Origin of the sequence: Streptomyces sp. NBC_00076, assembly GCF_045041235.1 — a bacterium.
Lineage (GTDB): Bacteria > Actinomycetota > Actinomycetes > Streptomycetales > Streptomycetaceae > Streptomyces.
The window spans coordinates 4,486,135-4,503,595 of record NZ_CP108242.1 but is presented as its reverse complement, the minus strand read 5'-3'; the positions used below and the strand labels follow the sequence as shown (position 1 = coordinate 4,503,595).

The following is a 17,461-nucleotide window of genomic DNA, read 5'->3' as shown; positions in this document are numbered from 1 at the left end:
ACCGGCCTTCCTCGTCTCAGCCCAGCGGGGGTGTCCAGGAGCGCGGTGGGGGTGCGCTCCAGATCGTCGTTCCGCGTCGGTCCGCGGATCGTCCAGCCCGCCGAGCGGGATGAGCAGCTGGTCGAGCTGTTCCTGTACGGCTACTGTTTCGCGTCTCGCGTCTCACGTCCGAGGTAGGTGACACCCGGATCGGCACCGGGCACCTCGATCTCGTCGAACCCGAGACGGTTGTAGAAGGCCCGGGCGGAGGCGTTGGCGGTGACCATGGAGAGATGCACGGCCGGTACGCCCTTATTGTGCAGCGCGTCGAGGAAGGTCTCCATCAGGGCCCGCCCGTTGCCGCGTCCCTGCCACTCGGGGAGCAGGTCGATGTGGAGATGGGCCGGGTAGGCGGCCACCTCCGGCACCAGCATGCGCTCCGGATGGTGGAGGAGGGGGACGATCTCCTCGTCCGGGGTGCGCGGCGGGGCGCTCGGCTCCGGGTACCTCTCGGCGACCGACGGCAGCCACTTCGCCCGGTAGTCCTCGACGAAACGGGGTGTGTTCGCGGTGCCGAGGACGTACCCGACGGCCTGCCCGTGCCCGTCGTCCAGGACGAACGCGAGGTCCGGTTCGAGATGGGCGTACGGCGCCGCGAAGATCGCCGGGAAGATGGTCGGGTCGGTGTAGTGGGGGCGGCTGTCCTGGCCGGCGTGCGCGGTGCGGACGCAGATGTCGTCGAGGGCTTCGCGGTCTTCGGGTCGGTACGGACGTATGGCGGGTACTGAGGTCATCGCCGCATCCTGCCCAGTGGGGAGCGCTCTCACAACGGGTCGTCCGGTGCTCGGACTCCGGGGCGTGGAACGGGCGTCGGCTGCGAGCGGCTTCGAACGTCGATGGGAAACGGCGACGGAAACGGCGACGGAAACGGCGACGGTGGCGGGTCCGGTCTAAGGGCAGATCCAGCAGTACAGGCGGTGCCCCTTGGCGGTGGCCCGTTGGGCGAGGTCGGTCAACTCGCGCAGGAACGCGGCCAGGTCGTCCACGGTGTCCTTGTCCGGTGGCGAGTCGAAGGCGTCCGAGACGGACCAGCCCTGGGCGACGGCGTCGAACAACGCCGGGTCGAAGCTCACGAGGGCGTCACGGAAGGTGTCGGTGAGCGACACGCTGACGATCTCGCCGTCTCCCACCATGGCGACCAGGTGACCGTGTCGGGGATCGGCCTTGACTTCGTCCTGAGAACGGCCGGTTATCAGGGACTCGGCGGGCAGCAGGTTGGCCACCGGGTCGATGCCCTTGAGCACGAACTGGTCGTATCCGGTCCCGCTGGGCTGCTCGTCCTCGCGGACGATCGCCCGGCCGGCGTCCTGGTCATCGGCGGCGCTGTAGTAGCCGTAGAGAACTCCCATAGGGCCGATCATGACATCCACCACTGACATTGAATCCTCACCTCCCTGAAGGGAGGTGATTCCTGGCTCAGGCCGCCTCTTGGAGCTGCGCTCCAGGAGGTCTTCCGCCATCAATACCAGCCGGGTTGAGACCAGCCCGGACGAGCATCACACGTGCGGAGTTCTTGTCCCGTGGGGACACCCTTCCGCACACGGTGCAGGTGTAGGTGCGCTCACCCAGCGGCAGGCGATGCTTGGCTCTCGCATCGCAGTGCGCGCAGTCCATCGTGGTGTGCGCGGGGTGGACCAGGCGGATGTCCCGCCCGTGCTTGCGGCCCATCTCCACCAGAGCGGTCTTGGTGGCGCCGATGGCGGCGTCAGCGGCCTTGCGGGCCATGGTGGACTTGGCAAGGAACTTCGGGCGGAAGTCCTCGACCGCGATGGCGTCGTGGTCGCGGACCGCCTTCTTGGCCCACTTACGGCCGGTGTCCGCACGCTGCCTGGCAACCTTCTTGTACGCCTTCGCCCGCAGTGTCTTCGCCTCGCGGTAGCCCTTCGACGCCGGCTGTCCCTTCTTCGGCCTGCGGCGGGCCATCATCCGGTCGTACCGGGTCAGCTTGGCCCGGGCCTTCCTGCCGTGCCCGGCGTGTGGCAGGTCGTGCGCGCCGGACGTGGTGGTCGCGGTCTCCTTCACACCCCAGTCGACACCGAGCACGCGACCGGTCTCCGGCAGCGGCTGGAGTTGGGCGGGGACGACGAACGAGGCGTACCAGTGCCCGAGGCTGTCCTGGTACACACGCACCGAGGACGGCTCCCCCGGCAGGTCCCGCGACCACACCACGGTCAGGACGATGCCCCCGGCCAGGTGCAGCCGGCCGTCCTTCAGCCGGAACCCGCGCTTGGTGTAGCTGAGGGTCGCCAGTGCCTCGCGTTTGGTCTTCCATTTCGGCATCCCGGCCCGGCGCGCCATGGGCAGGCGCTCGCGGATGTCCTTGTGCGCCTTGGCACGTGAGCGGCCGAAGTCGCGGATGACCTGCTGCTGAGGAACCGATGCGCCCTCACGCAGCCACGGCGTACGGGCGCGGGCCTCGGTCAGCATCCTGTCGAGCTGCGCCGGACCGCACGTGGCCTTCTGGCCGGCCGCCTTGTTGTGCAGGTGTACGGCCCTGGACTTGGCGACACACTCGTTCCACACCCAGCGGCACCGGTCCCACTCCCCCACCAGCGCGGTGCGAGCGGTGGACGGCACGCGCAGCCGGTAGGTGTACCGGGCATGCCCGCCCTCCACAGCGACCGCCGCCTGCGCCATTTCGCCCCCTCACAGTGTCCCGGCCCAGACACGATGCCGTCCTCACCCCTGCGAAGGACCGTATGTACGACCGCCGCACACACGCACCCCAAACCCACAGCCACCACCCCGACCAGCGACCACAGGCACACGCGTTCGCAACACCCCGGCGATACCGGCAGCAGTACGAACGCTCCGCGCCCTGATACGGCAACACTCCGCGTCGCGACACCCGGATGCGATTCCACCGGGCGTGAACACCGAGGCCTCCTCGCAAGAAACAGGTGAACCCGCTGGCGCCACGGACAGTGAACCGCACGCCTCCTGACAGTGAATGCGCGCGCGTCCCAGACGGAGAATCCGCTCGCGACACCGACAGAGAACCCGTTCGCGTGTCCCGTACACCCGCCACTAGCGTGCCGTCCATGACGACGCCCGCGCCCGACGCCCGCCCCGAGGGCTCCGAAGCCCACCCCCGTTTCGCCGAAGCCCTGCGTGAGCTGGGGCTCGACGAGTTGACCCACCGGATCCGCCGCTTCCCCGACGCCACCCGCACCGCCGCCGAGGCCGCCGCGGCGCTCGGATGCGAGTTGAGCGAGATCTGCAAGTCGCTGATCTTCGCGGCCGACGGGGTGCCGGTGCTGGTGCTGATGGACGGCGCCTCCCGGGTGGACCTGGAGCTGGTCCGCGAGGCGCTCGGCGCGGACAAGGTCACACGGGCCAGGGCCGACGTCGTACGGGAGACGACGGGGTACGCGATCGGGGGCGTACCGCCCTTCGGGCACCGGACCCAGACCCGGGTGCTCGCCGACCGGTCGCTGCTGGAGCACGAGGTGGTGTGGGCCGCCGCCGGTACCCCGTACACCGTCTTTCCCATGCGGCCCAAGGACCTTGTCGTCCACGCCGGCGCCACCCTGGTGGACGTGCGCGAGCGGACCTCGTGACCCCGCTGGTCACCGCGGCCGTGCTGCTGGCCGCGGTGACGCACGCCAGCTGGAACGCGATCGCCCATCAAATCACCGACAAACTGGTCGGGTTCACGCTGATCGCGGGCGGGGGATCGCTGATCGGCCTGGCCATGATGCCGTTCGTGCCGCTCCCGGCGGCGGGGGCGTGGCCGTATCTGATCGTGTCGGCGGTCATCCACCTCGTCTACTACCTGCTGCTGATGAAGTCCTTCCGGCTGGGCGACTTCGGGCAGGCCTATCCGATCGCGCGCGGCACCGCGCCCCTGGTGGTCACCCTGCTCGCCGCCGTTTTCGCGAACGAGGTGCCCGACGGCTGGGCGGCGGCGGGGATCGCCCTGTCCTGCGCGGGGTTGACCGGCGTCGCACTGTGGGGACTGCGCGGCCGGCGGCCCGACTGGGCGGCGATCGGGGCCGCGTTGGCGACCGGGCTGGCCATCGCGTCGTACACGGTCGTGGACGGGCTGGGGGTGCGCGCCTCCGGGTCCGCCCTCGGGTACATCGCCTGGCTGATGGCGGTGGAGGGCATGGCGATCCCGGCGTACGCGCTGTATCGCCTACGGGGCGAATTCGTCCCCGTGCTACGGCCGTTCGCGGGCGTCGGGCTGCTGGGAGCGTTCCTCTCCGTGTTCGCGTACGGACTCGTCCTGTGGGCGCAGACCAGGGCGGAACTCGCGCCGATCGCGGCCCTTCGCGAGTCGTCGATCATCGTCGGCGCGGCCATCGGGGCCATGTTCTTCAAGGAGCGGTTCGGGGCGCCCAGGATCGCGGCGGCCGGACTGCTGGTGCTCGGGATCGGGCTGATGCTGCACGCGGGATGAAGCGGCGCATGTCGTCACGTGACCCCGGGGGCGGCTCGTCCGGTGCTGTCCGCGACAGCGGCCACGTGCCGGAATCGTGCATCACGGGCCGTCGAGGAGCACCCTGGAAGCAGGTCTTCCGGAGGTGGTCGTCATGTTGCACAACACCGTGGGATGGCACATCGAGCTGGAGTTCCAGGAGGACGATCAGCGCACCCGGGCGGCGGCGATGGTGCGCCTGCCCGACGGTACCGAGGTACGCACGCACGGGCACGCCAGCCGTCACCACATCGATCCGAACCAGCCGAGAGTGGGTGAGGAGATCGCCGCGGCCCGTGCTTTGAACGAACTCGCGATGCGGTTGCTGACCAAGGCGCACGGCGAGATCGACGAGGCGTCCGGGCGGACGTCCCACCCGATCAACGTGTGACCTGCTCCAGCGCGACGCGTACGGCCCCGACCAGCGCCTGCGCACGCGGATCCGCCGTCACGGTCTTGCGGAAGCCGTTGGTGACATAGCCGAGGGCGACGCCGGTCTCCGGGTCGGCGAAGCCGAGCGCGCCGCCGCGGCCGGGGTGGCCGAACGAGCCCGGGCCGAGCAGCGGGGACGCGCTGCCGTGCAGCATGTAGCCGAGGCCGAAGCGGGTGTTGACCACCAGGACACGGTCCGGGCCCGCCGACTCCTCGGCGCGTGCCGCTGCCACGGTGGCCGGGTCGAACAGCCGTATGCCGTCGACCTCGCCGATCAGCGCCGCGTAGAAGCGGGCCAGGGAGTCGGCGGTCGCGATGCCGTTGGTCGCGGGCAGGGCGGCCGCCCGGTACGCCGGGTCGTTCTGGTCGGGGAACGGGGTGATCGCGGCGAACGCCCGGCGGGTGAGGGAGCCCGGGTCGTCGTAGGCCTCGGTGACCGAGCGCTTCGGGCGCACCCGCAGTCCCGGGCCGGGGGCCGGCTCGGGGGCCTCGATCCGGCCGACCCGGCCGGTCCGGCCCGCCGCCTCCTCCGCCTCCGGCAGCCCCAGCCACAGGTCCAGGCCCAGCGGCGCGGCGATCTCGGCCGCGATCCACTCACCGGCGCCCCGCCCGGTCACGCGCCGCACCAGCTCGTCGAGCATCCAGCCGTACGTCAGCGCGTGATACCCGTGGTCCGTGCCGGGCTCCCAGACGGGGGCCTGCGCGGCGGCCGCCTCCGGGCCCCGGCGCGGGTCCAGGGCGTCCTGCGGCGTGATCGGGCGGTCGAGCAGCGGCAGCCCGGCCCGGTGGTTCAGCACATGCCGCACCAGCACCCGGTCCTTGCCGTGCGCCTTGAACTCCGGCCAGTACTCACCGACCGGCGCGTCGAGGTCCAGCTCCCCGCGCTGGTGCAGCAGAAGCGGTACGGCGGCGGCGACGCCCTTGGTCGCCGAGCGCACCACCTGGGCGGTGCCGCGCTGCCAGGGCGTGGTCCCGTCGACGTCCTTGGTGCCGCCCCACAGATCGACGACCCGGCGTCCGTCCCGGTACACGGCTACGGCCGCGCCCCGGTCCCCGAGTGCCTCGAAGTTCCGCACGAACGCGTCCCTGACCGGCTCGAAGCCCTCGGCCACAGTCCCGTTCACGTCCACGTCCGTACTCCCTGTCCGGTGGTTCGCCTACGACAGTGAGTGAAACATGCCCGTACGGCCTTCGATTCCGGTGTCTCGCTAGCCGAGAAGGGTGGTGACGTCGATGTTGCCGCGGGTCGCGTTCGAGTACGGGCAGACCTCGTGGGCCGCGTCCACCAGCTTGGCCGCGATGTCCGGGTCGAGGACCGGCAGCGAGACGCTGAGGGCGACCGCGAGGCCGTAGCCACGCTGTTCGTTGGGGCCGATGCCGACCTTCGCGGCGACCGTGGACCCGGTCAGGTCGAAGCCGGAGCGCCGGCCGACCAGTACCAGCGCGTTGTGGAAGCAGGAGCTGTAGCCGGCCGCGAACAGCTGCTCCGGGTTGGTGCCGTTGCCGTCGCCGCCGAGCTGTGGCGGCATCGCGACCTTCAGCTCGATCTGGCCGTCCTGGCTGGTGACGAAGCCGTCCCGGCCGCCGTGCGCGGTGGCCTCGGCGACGTACACGATCTTCGAGGGACGGGTGTCTACAGCGGTGTCGCCAATGGCGTTGGCAGTCGCGTCGACGGTGGTGTCGTCAGTCATGGCCGGCTCCCCCCGGAACAGGTGCGCACAAGTGCATCGTGCACAAGATACTGGCCGGTAGGGAGGTCGCTGTTATCAGGGGGTGGCAACCGTGGGTAACCCGAGATCAGCGGGCGCGGTCCGCCGCCGCCTCGGCGCGCTCGGCCAGTGCCCACAGCTCCGCACGCAATCGACCGACCTCCGTGCTGTCGAGCTCGGTCGCCGCGAGCAGGGCACCGGGCACCCGCGCCGCGCGCTCCCTCAGCTCCTCGGCGCGGTCCGTGCACGCCACGAGCACCGAGCGCTCGTCGTTCGCAGCCCGCTCCCGGCGGACAAGACCCGCGCCCTCCAGCCGCTTGAGCAGGGGCGACACCGTGCCGTAGTCCAGCCGCAGCGCACCCGCCAGCTCCTTGACGGTGATCTCGCCGCGCTCCCACAGCACCAGCAGCACCAGGTACTGCGGGTAGGTCAGGCCGAGCTCGTCGAGGAGTGGACGGTAGGCGGACGTCACCGCGCGCTGGGCCGCGTAGAGCGCGAAGCACAGCTGGTCGTCCAGCAGCAGCGAGCCCTCGTCATCGGCGCCCTCTTGGTTCGTCACGCGCCCATTGTCACGGACCGCGGGTCGAATCCGAACGGCAACTCCAGTCGGTGGGCCCGCATCAGCGCGTCGTCGGAGAGTAGCTCGCCGGTTGGGCCGTCGGCCGCGATGGTGCCGTCGCTGAGGATCAGGGCGCGGGGGCACAGCTCAAGGGCGTACGGGAGGTCGTGCGTGACCATCAGGACGGTCACGTCCAACGAGCGCAGGATGTCGGCGAGTTCGCGGCGCGAGGCGGGGTCGAGGTTGGAGGACGGCTCGTCGAGGACGAGGATCTCCGGCTCCATCGCGAGGACGGTCGCCACGGCCACCCGGCGCCGCTGTCCGAAGGAGAGGTGGTGCGGGGGCCGGTCCTTGAACTCCGCCATGCCGACCCGCTCCAGCGCCCGGTCCACGCGCTCCTCCAGCTCCGCCCCCCTCAGCCCGGCCGCCGCCGGGCCGAAGGCCACGTCCTCACGCACGGACGGCATGAAGAGCTGGTCGTCCGGATCCTGGAAGACGATCCCGACCCTGCGCCGGATCTCGGCCATGTGCTGTCGGCCGACGGGCAGCCCGGCCACCTTCACCGAGCCCGTGCCGCCGCTCAGGATGCCGTTGAGGTGCAGTACCAGGGTCGTCTTGCCGGCGCCGTTCGGACCGAGCAGCGCGACCCGCTCGCCCCGGGCGACGGCGAAGTCCACGCCGAACAGCGCCTGGTGGCCGTCCGGGTAGGCGAAGGCGAGGCCGGAGACCTCGAGGGAAGCAGTCACTGGGTCTCCTTTGAGGATGCCCCGGCTTTCAGCGCGGGGAGGAACCGAACCCCTGCGGAGCAGGGCAGAGGACGGGGTCTCGCCTCAAGGGCGCAAGACCGACTACACGATCGGGTAAGCTGCATACCGTGCGTAGCGAGAACCAAGCGCGCACGACGTGCCGAGCGAGAACCAAGCCGGCGCGCACCAATGCTTTCAGTCAACCGGGCAGGTTCCGTCCCGGCTGGTGCTGAGGGAGTAAGACCTCGCTGGTCGCTGACCGGTGGGGCTTCCTGAGCCAGGAATCCCCCTGCTTCAGCTGGGGGAGGGTTCAAAGAGCCCATCCCAACACGCAGACGACGAGGGCGGCGAACGGCAGGGTGAGGGCGTACGACCACTGCGCCCGGGAAGCGGTCACCTCGTCGATGACCGGCATCGAACCGGCGTACCCCCGGCTGACCATGGCCAGATGGACCCGCTCCCCGCGTTCGTAGGAGCGGATGAACAGCGCACCGGCCGACTTGGCCAGCACGCCCCAGTGCTTCACGCCCCGCGCCTCGAAGCCCCGTGACTCCCGGGCGATCCGCATCCGCCGCATCTCGTCCGTGATGACGTCGCCGTACCTGATCATGAAGGACGCGATCTGCACCAGCAGCGGCGGCAGCTTCAACCGCTGGAGTCCGAGGAGGAGTTCGCGCAGCTCGGTGGTGGAGGCGAGGAGTACGGAGGCGGCGACCCCGAGGGTGCCCTTGGCGAGCACGTTCCAGGCGCCCCACAGGCCGTTCACGCTCAGCGACATCCCGAGCACCTCGACCCGCTCGCCCTCCGCGACGAACGGCATCAGCACCGCGAACGCGACGAACGGGACCTCGATCAGCAGCCGCTTGAGCAGGAAGCCGGCCGGTACCCGGGCCGCGTACGCGACGGACGCCAGCAGTACGGCGTACAGGCCGAACGCCCACATCGCCTCCCGCGGGGTCGACACCACGACCACCACGAAGGCGAAGGTCGCCGCGAGTTTGGTGTGCGGTGGCAGGGCGTGCACGGGCGAGTGCCCGTGCCGGTAGAGCCTGTGCGCGTGCCCGGCGCCCATCAGAGGCTCGTGCTCGCGGGAGAGGTGTCGTCGGTGCGGCGCCTGCGGACCGCCCAGAACACCGTGCTGCCCGCGACGACGGTGACGCCGACGCCGATCACGCCCGCCAGACCGCCGGAGAGGCGGGCGTCCTCGATGTCCTTGACGCCGTAGTCGGCGAGCGGGGAGTCCGCGTTCGCGTGCTCCTTCGTCCGCTGGTCGATGCCCTTGTCGGCGGCGACCTTCTCCAGCCCGTCGGGGTTCGCGGAGGCGTAGAAGCTGACGAATCCGGCCAGCACGAGGGAGGCCGCCAGGCCGGTGATCCACAGCGTGCGGTGCGAGCGGGCGGCGACGGGAACCGGCTCGGCGTCGGGGACGTCGACCAACTCGCCGTTCACCCGCAGCTTCAGCTTCTGCTGGAGGCCGCGGGCGCCGTACACCAGGTCCGGGCGTACGGCGATGACGGCGCCCACGGTCAGCGCGGTGATCGCGGCCTCGCCGATGCCGATCAGGACGTGCACGCCGATCATGGCGGTGGCGACCTTGCCGATGGCGACGTCCGTGGTGCCGCCCACGGCGTACAGGAGGGTGAAGGCGAGGGCCGCGGCCGGGACGGAGAGCAGCGCGGCGGCGAACGAGGCCACCGTCACCGACCGGCGGGTGCGCGGCAGCACCTTCACCAGCCCCCGGAAGACGGCGTACGCGACGACGGTCGTGACGATCGCCATGTCCGTGATGTTCACGCCGAGGGCGGTCAGGCCGCCGTCCGCGAACAGGATGCCCTGCATCAGCAGGACCACGGACACGCACAGGACCCCGGTGAAGGGGCCGACGAGGATCGCCGCGAGCGCGCCGCCGAGCAGATGTCCGCTGGTCCCCGCCGCGACGGGGAAGTTGAGCATCTGCACGGCGAAGATGAACGCGGCGACCAGGCCGGCCAGCGGCGCGGTGCGCTCGTCCAGTTCGCGGCGCGCGCCGCGCAGGCTCAGGGCGACGGCGCCGGCGGCGACGACTCCGGTCGCGGCGGATACGGGCGCGTTGATGAATCCGTCAGGCACATGCACCGTTCGATGATAGTGGCTTGTTGCGAATGAGTTGCAAGAGCGCCGAGAATCGAACAGTGCGGGGAAACGCCGCGAGGGCGTGAGGAACAGCATCTTCGTCCACCAAGGCGCGATCCCGGAAATGTGCGACGCTGGAGGGGAAATAAGCACACAGATTCCGCACAGGTTACGCAGCGTGAGAGGGCCGTCACGATGTCTGTAGTCGAACAGTACGCGCGAGCTCACATCGTCACGGACGCGGACATCCCGCGAGAGGGTGACGAGGCGGTCCCGGTCGTCCTGCGCTACGACCCCGAGACCGACCCGCGCTCGGTACGGGTGCTCCTGCCCGGTTCGCACGAGTGGACCTTCTCGCGCTCGCTCCTCGAACAGGGCCTGCGCGCCCCGGCCGGCAGCGGAGAGGTCCGCGTCTGGCCGTGCGGACGCGTCCAGACCGTCGTCGAGTTCCACTCCGCGCAGGGCGTATCGGTGGTGCAGTTCGATGCGAAGGCGCTGCTCAGGTTCCTGCGGCGGACGTATCTGGCCGTCCCGATGCCGACCTCAGCCGCCCATCTTCAGTAGGGACGCCACGATCGGGCCCGCCGTGTCGCCGCCGTGCCCGCCCTGCTGGACGACGCCCGCGGCGGCGAGGTCGCCGCGGTAGGCGGTGAACCACCCGTTCGGCTTCTTCTGCCCGTCGACCTCCGCCGAGCCGGTCTTCGCGCCCACGTTGCCGGTGACCCCGGACATCGCCTCGGCCGCCGTGCCGTAGCCCGCCGTGTACGACATCAGCTCCCGCAGCTGCGACAGCGTGCCCGAGGACATCGAGCGGGAGGCGGTGGCGAGCTTGCGGTCGTCGACCGTGGGCGACACCAGGTAGGGCTGCTTGAAGCTGCCCGACTCGATCGTGGCCGACACCGACGCCATGTTCAGCGGGTTCATCCGGACCCCGCCCTGTCCGATCAGCGAGGCCGCCATCTGGGCCGCGCTCTGCACCGGCACCGAGCCGTCGAAGGTCGGCACGCCGATGGCCCAGTTGTTCATGGACAGACCGAAGACCTGCTGGGCCTGCTTGGTCAGGTCGTCGTTGTCCAGGTCGGGCGCCTGGCTGATGAAGGCCGTGTTGCAGGAGCGGGCGAAGCTCGCCTTGAAGGTGCCGCCCTTGATCTGGAACTTGTCGTCGTTCTGGAACTTCCAGCCGCCGTACTTGAAGTACTTCGGGCAGGGGTGCGCCTTGTCCGCCGAGGCCAGGCCCTTGTCGATCAGCAGCGAGGAGGTGATGACCTTCATCGTGGAGCCGGGGGCGAGGGAGCCCTGGAAGGCGATGTTGAAGCCGTGGGAGGCGTTCGCGACGGCCAGGATCTCGCCGGTCGAGGGACGCATCAGCACCACCGACGACTTGGCCTTCTTGGCGACCTGCCGCTCGGCCGCCGCCTGGAGCGTCGGGTTCAGGGTCGTCTTCACCGTGCCGGGCGTGCCCTTGCTCAGCTCCAGCAGCGTCTTGTCGGACGCCTTCGCCGCCTTCGCGGACTTCCCGCGGATCACCCTGAGTTCGATGCCTGCCTTGCCCCCGGCCGTCTTGCCGTACTTCTCGCGCAGCCCGTCCAGGACCGTGCCGAGCGAGGGGTACTTGGCGGTGGTGATCTCGCCCCCGTCCCGGTCGACCGCCTTCACGGGCGGAGTCCCGGACGCGCCGGTGACCAGGGTGTCGCCGTCCTTGAGGTCGGGGTGGACGACGGAGGAGTGCCAGTCGACCCGCGGCTTCCCGTCGGTGGTGTCGCGGACGACGGTCAGCGCGCTGTCGTACGTCAGCGGCTTCTCGGTGCCCTTGTACGACACCGTGGCCTTCACGGAGAAGGGGACCTTGTCGCCGGTGCGGGCGCCCGCGGTGAGCGTGACGTCCTTGAGATGGGCGTCCTTGGTGTAGCCGGTGAGCAGGGTGGTGGCCGCCGCCGTGTCGCTCGTGGCGGCGGCCGCCCGGGGCACCCTGCCCTGCTGCCAGGCCGTCAGGAACGTCCGGGCCGTGCTGGTGACCTCGGTCGCCGAGAGCGGACCGCTCGGGATGTCCTTCTTGTGGTCGTCGCTCGCGGACGTCGACCGGCTCCCGTCGTCGGCCGCCGACCCGCCTCCGTACAGTGCGTAGGCGCCGAAGCCGGCGCCGCCGACGACGACGACGGCGATCACCCCGCCGACCACGGCGGGCTTGGTCTTCCGTCGCTCGGCGACGCGCCTTCTGTTACCCACAGCCTTCGTTCCTCCGCGAAATCCCCAGGGTCCCCGTTGCCCTCTTCAGTCCCAACGACGGCAACAGCCTAGAGTCCCGTCCCCCGTGGGTGAGATCAGCCGGCGGCTCGTAGCACAGCTGCGACAATCGGGCCGGCCGCCTCGCCGCCGTGGCCGCCCTCCTCCGTCATGGCCGCCGCGGCCACGTCGTTGCGGAAACCGGTGAACCAACTGTTGGACACGGCCTGCCCGTCGACCTCCGCCGAACCGGTCTTCGCGCCGATGTCCCCGCCGAGTCCGGCCATCGCCTCGACGGCGGTGCCCTGGGTCGCGGTCAGCCGCATCATCTGCTTCAGCTGCGCGGCGGTGCCGGACGGCAGCCCCTTGGCGGTGGCCAGTTGACGGTCGTCGAGTTCGGGCGAGACCAGGTAGGGCTGACGGAAGTCGCCGGTGATCGCCGTGGCCGTCACCGAGGCCAGGTTCAGCGGGTTCATCTGGACCTGGCCCTGGCCGATGGCGTTCGCGGCCCGGTCCGGACCGCTCGACGCGGGGACCTTGCCGTCCCGGGAGACGACGCCGGTCTTCCAGTCGAGGCCGAGCCCGAACCGCGTCTGGGCCTCCGTGGTCAGCGACTCGTCGGTGAGCGGCTTCTCGTCGATCAGCTTGATGAAGGCGGTGTTGCAGGACCGCATGAAGCTGTTGGCGAGCGTGGCGTTCTCGTCGGGCCGCATGTTCGTGAGGTTCTTGAAGGTCTGGCTCTGCCAGGTCGCCGTGTCCGGGCAGGGCGCCGGCCCGTTCATCGAGGTCACGCCGTTGTCGATGAGCATCGCGGCGGTGATGATCTTCATGGTGGAACCGGGGGCGACCTCGCCCTCGAAGGCCGCGTTGAAGGCGTCCTTGCGGTTGTTCGCCACCGCCAGCACCTCACCCGTGCTGGGCTTGACGGCGACGAGCGAGGACTGGGCGTACTGCTTGACCGCCTTCTCGGCCGCGGCCTGCGCGCCCGCGCTGAGCGTGGTCCGCAGCTTGCCCGCCTTGCCCTTGGCGAGGGTCAGCAGCGGGGTGTCGGCGGCGTCCTCGCCGGCGTGCCGGATCACCAGCTCGATGCCGGGGGTGCCGCCGGCCTTGTCGCCGTACTTGTCCCGCAGCGCGTCAAGGATGGGCCCCAGGGACGGGTACTCGTCCTTGGTCAGCACCGCCCCGTTGCGGTCCACCGCCTCGATCGGCGGGTTCGCCGACTCCCCGGTGACCAGGGTGTCGTCCCGCCGCAACTCGGGGTGGATCACGGAGGGCTGCCAGTCGACCAGCGCCCGCCCGGTGGTGACCCCGCGTACGACGGTCAGCTTGCTCTTGTACGTCAGCGACTTGGACTTGCCGTCGTAGGCCACCTTCGCCTTCACGGTGTAGGACATGGTGGCGCCGGACGACGTCCCCGGTGTGATCCTGACGTCACTGATGTGGGCGGCCTCGCCGTACGCAGTCAGCAGCTGCTCGGCGGCCGTGTCGTTGTTCGTGTACCCCGCCGCACTCGCCGCCTGCCCCTTCTCCCAGGCCGCGAAGAACTTGGCGGACGTCTCCTCGACCTCGTCCGAGCTCGCCGGCCCGCTCTTCACGGGCGCGGGCCCGGCCGATCCTGTCCCGCCCCGGCCCCCGCCGCCCTCGTTCAACGCGGACATGAAGTTGTACGTCCCGTACCCGGCCCCGCCCACCATCACGGCGAACACACCACCGACGACGGCGACCTTCACCCGTCTGCCCATTTCGCGGACCCCTCCCCGTTGTTGCCTTCCGCACGTCTTCTTGAACGCGTTCAGAAAGCGCTTGTGTCGCACTCTATGCGGCGGGTGTGACACACGGGGTAAAGATTCCGTCGATTGTCAGACCCACGTATCCAGCCACATCCGCGACCGCCACTCGTCGATCGGGATCGTGGTGCCGGTGAACAGGGGCCAGAAATAGATGAAGTTCCAGGCGATCAGCAGGACCAGGATGCCCGCGCCCGTCGCGCCGGCGACGCGGCGGGTGTCGGAGGAGCCCGGGGGGCCGACGATCGCGCCGAGGAGCATGGCGACGGCCAGGCAGAGGAACGGGACGAAGACGATCGTGTAGAAGAAGAAGATCGTGCGGTCCTGGTAGAGGAACCAGGGCAGGTAGCCGGCCGCGATGCCGCAGGCGATCGCGCCCGCGCGCCAGTCGCGGCGGAAGAACCAGCGCCACAGGACGTACAGGATCGCGAAACACGCCAGCCACCACAGCACCGGAGTGCCGATGGCGAGGACCTCACGGGCGCACTTCTCGCCCGCGTCGATGGGACAGCCGTCCTTGCCGGGGGCGGGGGACTCGTAGAAGTACGAGACCGGGCGGCCCGTGACGAGCCAGCTCCACGGGTTGGACTGGTACGTGTGCGGCGAGGAGAGGTTGATGTTGAACTTGTAGACCTCGTGCTCGTAGTGCCACAGGCTGAGCCACCAGTCCGGGAAGAGCCACGACCAGCTGCTGCTCCTGCCGTCGGCGGTCGCCCAGTTGCGGTAGTAGCCGCCGGTGCCGTCCGTGGCGGAGAGGATCCACCCCAGCCAGGACAGGATGTACGTGGCGATCGCGACCGGGACGGTGGCGAGGAACGCCAGCCCGAGGTCGCGCCTGAGGACCGCCGCGTACGGGCGGCCCGCGCCCGCGGTCCTGCGGGTGCCGACGTCCCACAGCACCGCCAGCACACAGAACGCGGCCAGGACGTAGAGGCCGTTCCACTTGGTGCCGATGGCGAGGCCGAGCATCAGGCCCGCCAGCCAGCGCCAGGGGCGCCATCCGAGGCGGGTCGTCTCCGCGATGTGCGCGTCCGGGCGGGCCCGGCCGTCGGCGTCCACCGGGAGCGCGGCGGCGAGTCTCTCCCGGGCCCGGTCGCGGTCGATGACCAGGCAGCCGAACGCGGCCAGCACGAAGAACATCAGCACGCCGTCGAGCAGCGAGGTGCGGGCCATCACGAACGCCAGGCCGTCCACCGCCATCAGCGCGCCGGCCAGGCAGCCGAGGAACGTGGAGCGGAAGATACGGCGGCCGATCCGGCACAGCATCAGGATCGACAGGGTGCCGAGCAGCGCGGTCATGAACCGCCAGCCGAACGGGTTGAACCCGAAGAGCAGCTCCCCGAGCCCGATGACGTACTTGCCGACCGGCGGGTGCACGACATACGCCGCGTCCGTCGGGAGCCGCACGTTCCCGCCCGACAGGATCAGGTCGTTGACGTTCTTGTCCCAGTTGACCTCGAACCCGCGGTGGACCAGCGCCCACGCGTCCTTCGCGTAATACGTCTCATCGAATATCACCGCCTTGGGGTTGCCCAGGTGGTAGAAGCGCAGCACGCCCGCGAAGAGCGTCACCAGCAGCGGACCGCCCCAGCCGCTCCACCGGGCGAACCGCTCGGCGGCCGGCCCGGTCACCCCGAGCACCTGCCACAACCGCGGGCTGGGCCGCACGTACGGCGGCACCAGTCGGTCGCGCACGTCGCTTCTGGGCCCCGCGGCGTATCCGAAACGGCGCAGTCGCTGCTGCCACGACGGCCGCTGGTCCTGGGGGGCGTGGTCCTGCCGGGTGTCCGTGGAGGACGCGGTACTGGTCACCGCGCCATCGTAAGGAACGGCGCTGTGTGCGTCCCGTGCTTGGGGCCCTGCGAGGATGGAAACGTGACAGACACGCCCGGAACCCTGGTCCTCGCCGGCACTCCCATCGGTGACGTATCCGACGCCCCGCCCCGCCTCGCCGAGGAACTGGCCGGGGCCGACGTCGTCGCCGCCGAGGACACCCGGCGGCTGCGCAGGCTGACACAGGCTCTGGGGATCACCCCCAGAGGGCGTGTCGTGTCGTACTTCGAGGGCAACGAGTCCGCCCGCACGCCCGAGCTGGTCGAGGAACTGGTGGGCGGCGCGCGGGTGCTGCTGGTGACCGACGCGGGGATGCCGTCCGTGTCCGACCCGGGATACCGGCTGGTCGCGGCGGCCGTGGAGAAGGACATCCGGGTCACCGCCGTACCGGGGCCCTCCGCGGTGCTCACCGCGCTCGCGCTGTCCGGGCTGCCCGTCGACCGGTTCTGCTTCGAGGGGTTCCTGCCGCGCAAGGCGGGCGAACGGCTGTCCCGGCTGCGCGAGGTGGCCGAGGAGCGCCGCACCCTCGTCTACTTCGAGGCCCCGCACCGGCTCGACGACACCCTGGCCGCGATGGCCGAGGCGTTCGGCGGGGACCGGCGGGCCGCCGTCTGCCGCGAGCTGACCAAGACGTACGAGGAGGTCAGGCGCGGCGGACTGGGCGACCTGGCCGCGTGGGCGGCGGAGGGGGTGCGCGGGGAGATCACCGTCGTCGTGGAGGGCGCGCCGGAGCGCGGCCCCGAGGAGCTGGACGCCGCGGAGCTCGTACGACGGGTGCGGGTGCGCGAGGAGGCGGGGGAACGGCGCAAGGAGGCGATCGCCGCGGTGGCCGCCGACGCGGGCCTGCCCAAGCGGCAGGTGTTCGACGCGGTGGTGGCGGCGAAGAACGCGGCATCCGGAACGAGCCCTTCCTGAGGCGCGTTCCGGGTCCTTCCCGGGGGGCGTTCCACGAGGGGCGCACAAAGGGGCGCACACGTTCCTGAGCAGGGCGTATCTCCTCTGAGCGTGCGCCCCATGGACGCGCAAAGAGCCTTCCCGGAAGGCAAAGCCAGAAGCGGGCCGAAGGGGCGCTTTGGCAAGGGACGCCCAAATCGGATCCAACACTCGACAGGCTTGCTGCGTTCACGTCGGCGAAGGCGTCCACTGGTGAAAGGGACATACCCGTCCCCTCGATCCAGCGGACTACAGGAGCTGGCATGAGTGAGATCGCCGTCGTTCACGAGTCGTATTCCTTCGCCTGCATGCGCTGCGGGCACGGGTGGGAGCAGTCGTACGAGATAGAGCACCACGTGGACGCCGACGGCCGGGAGTTCGTGCAGTACGTCGTGCACGGCCAAGTCGTGCCGTCCCCGCTCTCCAGGCCCACCTGTTCGAACTGCGACAACCACGTCGTACGGATCATGCGGCCGGGCCGGGTCGCCTCGGCCCGCGACGCCGCACACCGGCAGCACCAGGCGCCGCCCGCCGGGCCGGTGCAGGTGCCGGTGCCCGCGGGCGAGGGGCAGCAGAAGGATCATCACTGGCACCTGTCCGATCTCCTGCACCCGTTCCAGCGCAAGGCGAGCTGAGCCGATCGGCTGAGCTGGTCGGCGACCGAGGGG

Annotated in this window: 18 protein-coding genes; 6 read left to right on the top strand and 12 right to left on the bottom strand. The window is 70.5% G+C overall.

What is annotated here, in order from left to right; all coding sequences use genetic code 11:
* Window positions 1–140 precede the first annotated feature (140 nt).
* The 3 genes from OHA64_RS20305 to OHA64_RS20295 all read right to left on the bottom strand — a co-directional run bounded on the left by OHA64_RS20305 (window position 141) and on the right by OHA64_RS20295 (window position 2,676).
* Entirely contained in the window at window positions 141–773 is a 633-nt protein-coding gene (locus tag OHA64_RS20305) for a GNAT family N-acetyltransferase (protein WP_405614983.1), read from the bottom strand.
* A gap of 156 nt (window positions 774–929) precedes the next feature.
* Window positions 930–1,418 (bottom strand): hypothetical protein, encoded by a 489-nt coding sequence (locus tag OHA64_RS20300; RefSeq protein ID WP_405614981.1) that lies wholly within the window; start codon window positions 1,416–1,418, stop codon window positions 930–932.
* Window positions 1,419–1,455: 37 nt separating this feature from the next.
* Window positions 1,456–2,676, bottom strand: a complete 1,221-nt coding sequence (locus OHA64_RS20295; RefSeq protein ID WP_405614979.1) for an RNA-guided endonuclease InsQ/TnpB family protein — start codon at window positions 2,674–2,676, stop codon at window positions 1,456–1,458.
* A 404-nt stretch (window positions 2,677–3,080) separates the two neighbouring features.
* On the opposite strand from OHA64_RS20295, the gene OHA64_RS20290 reads away from it, so the two are divergent.
* The 3 genes from OHA64_RS20290 to OHA64_RS20280 all read left to right on the top strand — a co-directional run bounded on the left by OHA64_RS20290 (window position 3,081) and on the right by OHA64_RS20280 (window position 4,850).
* The gene (locus tag OHA64_RS20290; RefSeq protein WP_405614977.1) at window positions 3,081–3,599 is read left to right on the top strand and encodes a YbaK/EbsC family protein; all 519 of its coding nucleotides are present in this window, start codon (window positions 3,081–3,083) and stop codon (window positions 3,597–3,599) included.
* Window positions 3,596–4,441: an EamA family transporter gene (locus OHA64_RS20285; RefSeq protein ID WP_405614975.1), complete on the top strand. Its 846-nt coding sequence runs from the start codon at window positions 3,596–3,598 to the stop codon at window positions 4,439–4,441. Before OHA64_RS20290 ends, OHA64_RS20285 begins: the two co-directional genes overlap by 4 nt.
* 133 nt (window positions 4,442–4,574) lie before the next feature.
* Window positions 4,575–4,850, top strand: coding sequence for a DUF1876 domain-containing protein (locus tag OHA64_RS20280; protein ID WP_405614973.1), 276 nt, complete (start codon window positions 4,575–4,577; stop codon window positions 4,848–4,850).
* Here OHA64_RS20280 and OHA64_RS20275 read toward each other — a convergent pair.
* From OHA64_RS20275 to OHA64_RS20250, 6 genes are all read right to left on the bottom strand, one after another.
* The gene (locus OHA64_RS20275) at window positions 4,840–6,021 is read right to left on the bottom strand and encodes a serine hydrolase domain-containing protein (protein ID WP_405614971.1); all 1,182 of its coding nucleotides are present in this window, start codon (window positions 6,019–6,021) and stop codon (window positions 4,840–4,842) included. The genes OHA64_RS20280 and OHA64_RS20275 overlap by 11 nt on opposite strands.
* A gap of 78 nt (window positions 6,022–6,099) precedes the next feature.
* Window positions 6,100–6,582, bottom strand: coding sequence for an organic hydroperoxide resistance protein (locus OHA64_RS20270; protein ID WP_405614969.1), 483 nt, complete (start codon window positions 6,580–6,582; stop codon window positions 6,100–6,102).
* A gap of 106 nt (window positions 6,583–6,688) precedes the next feature.
* Window positions 6,689–7,159 (bottom strand): MarR family winged helix-turn-helix transcriptional regulator, encoded by a 471-nt coding sequence (locus tag OHA64_RS20265; protein ID WP_405614967.1) that lies wholly within the window; start codon window positions 7,157–7,159, stop codon window positions 6,689–6,691.
* Window positions 7,156–7,905: an energy-coupling factor ABC transporter ATP-binding protein gene (locus OHA64_RS20260; RefSeq protein ID WP_405614965.1), complete on the bottom strand. Its 750-nt coding sequence runs from the start codon at window positions 7,903–7,905 to the stop codon at window positions 7,156–7,158. The genes OHA64_RS20265 and OHA64_RS20260 overlap by 4 nt, the downstream gene beginning before the upstream one ends.
* A 310-nt stretch (window positions 7,906–8,215) precedes the next feature.
* Window positions 8,216–8,977 (bottom strand): cobalt ECF transporter T component CbiQ, encoded by a 762-nt coding sequence (gene cbiQ, locus OHA64_RS20255; protein WP_405614963.1) that lies wholly within the window; start codon window positions 8,975–8,977, stop codon window positions 8,216–8,218.
* Window positions 8,977–10,020 carry an energy-coupling factor ABC transporter permease gene (locus OHA64_RS20250; RefSeq protein ID WP_405614961.1) on the bottom strand — a complete coding sequence of 348 codons (1,044 nt, stop codon included), beginning with the start codon at window positions 10,018–10,020 and terminating at the stop codon, window positions 8,977–8,979. Before OHA64_RS20250 ends, cbiQ begins: the two co-directional genes overlap by 1 nt.
* Before the next feature lie 192 nt (window positions 10,021–10,212).
* On the opposite strand from OHA64_RS20250, the gene OHA64_RS20245 reads away from it, so the two are divergent.
* A complete protein-coding gene (locus OHA64_RS20245; RefSeq protein ID WP_405614959.1) occupies window positions 10,213–10,581 on the top strand; it encodes an SsgA family sporulation/cell division regulator in 369 nt (122 codons plus the stop codon).
* On the opposite strand, the gene OHA64_RS20240 is transcribed toward OHA64_RS20245, so the two are convergent.
* The 3 genes from OHA64_RS20240 to OHA64_RS20230 form a co-directional block, all read right to left on the bottom strand.
* Window positions 10,561–12,243 carry a penicillin-binding transpeptidase domain-containing protein gene (locus tag OHA64_RS20240; RefSeq protein WP_405614956.1) on the bottom strand — a complete coding sequence of 561 codons (1,683 nt, stop codon included), beginning with the start codon at window positions 12,241–12,243 and terminating at the stop codon, window positions 10,561–10,563. The genes OHA64_RS20245 and OHA64_RS20240 overlap by 21 nt on opposite strands.
* 95 nt (window positions 12,244–12,338) lie before the next feature.
* Window positions 12,339–13,982: a penicillin-binding transpeptidase domain-containing protein gene (locus OHA64_RS20235; protein ID WP_405614954.1), complete on the bottom strand. Its 1,644-nt coding sequence runs from the start codon at window positions 13,980–13,982 to the stop codon at window positions 12,339–12,341.
* A 117-nt stretch (window positions 13,983–14,099) separates the two neighbouring features.
* The gene (locus OHA64_RS20230) at window positions 14,100–15,839 is read right to left on the bottom strand and encodes a dolichyl-phosphate-mannose--protein mannosyltransferase (RefSeq protein WP_405614952.1); all 1,740 of its coding nucleotides are present in this window, start codon (window positions 15,837–15,839) and stop codon (window positions 14,100–14,102) included.
* A 63-nt stretch (window positions 15,840–15,902) separates the two neighbouring features.
* Here OHA64_RS20230 and rsmI point away from each other — a divergent pair, with 63 nt between their 5' ends.
* Window positions 15,903–16,775, top strand: a complete 873-nt coding sequence (gene rsmI / locus OHA64_RS20225) for a 16S rRNA (cytidine(1402)-2'-O)-methyltransferase (protein WP_405614950.1) — start codon at window positions 15,903–15,905, stop codon at window positions 16,773–16,775.
* A 281-nt stretch (window positions 16,776–17,056) separates the two neighbouring features.
* Window positions 17,057–17,428 carry a hypothetical protein gene (locus OHA64_RS20220; RefSeq protein ID WP_405614947.1) on the top strand — a complete coding sequence of 124 codons (372 nt, stop codon included), beginning with the start codon at window positions 17,057–17,059 and terminating at the stop codon, window positions 17,426–17,428.
* The last annotated feature ends 33 nt before the right edge of the window (window positions 17,429–17,461 follow it).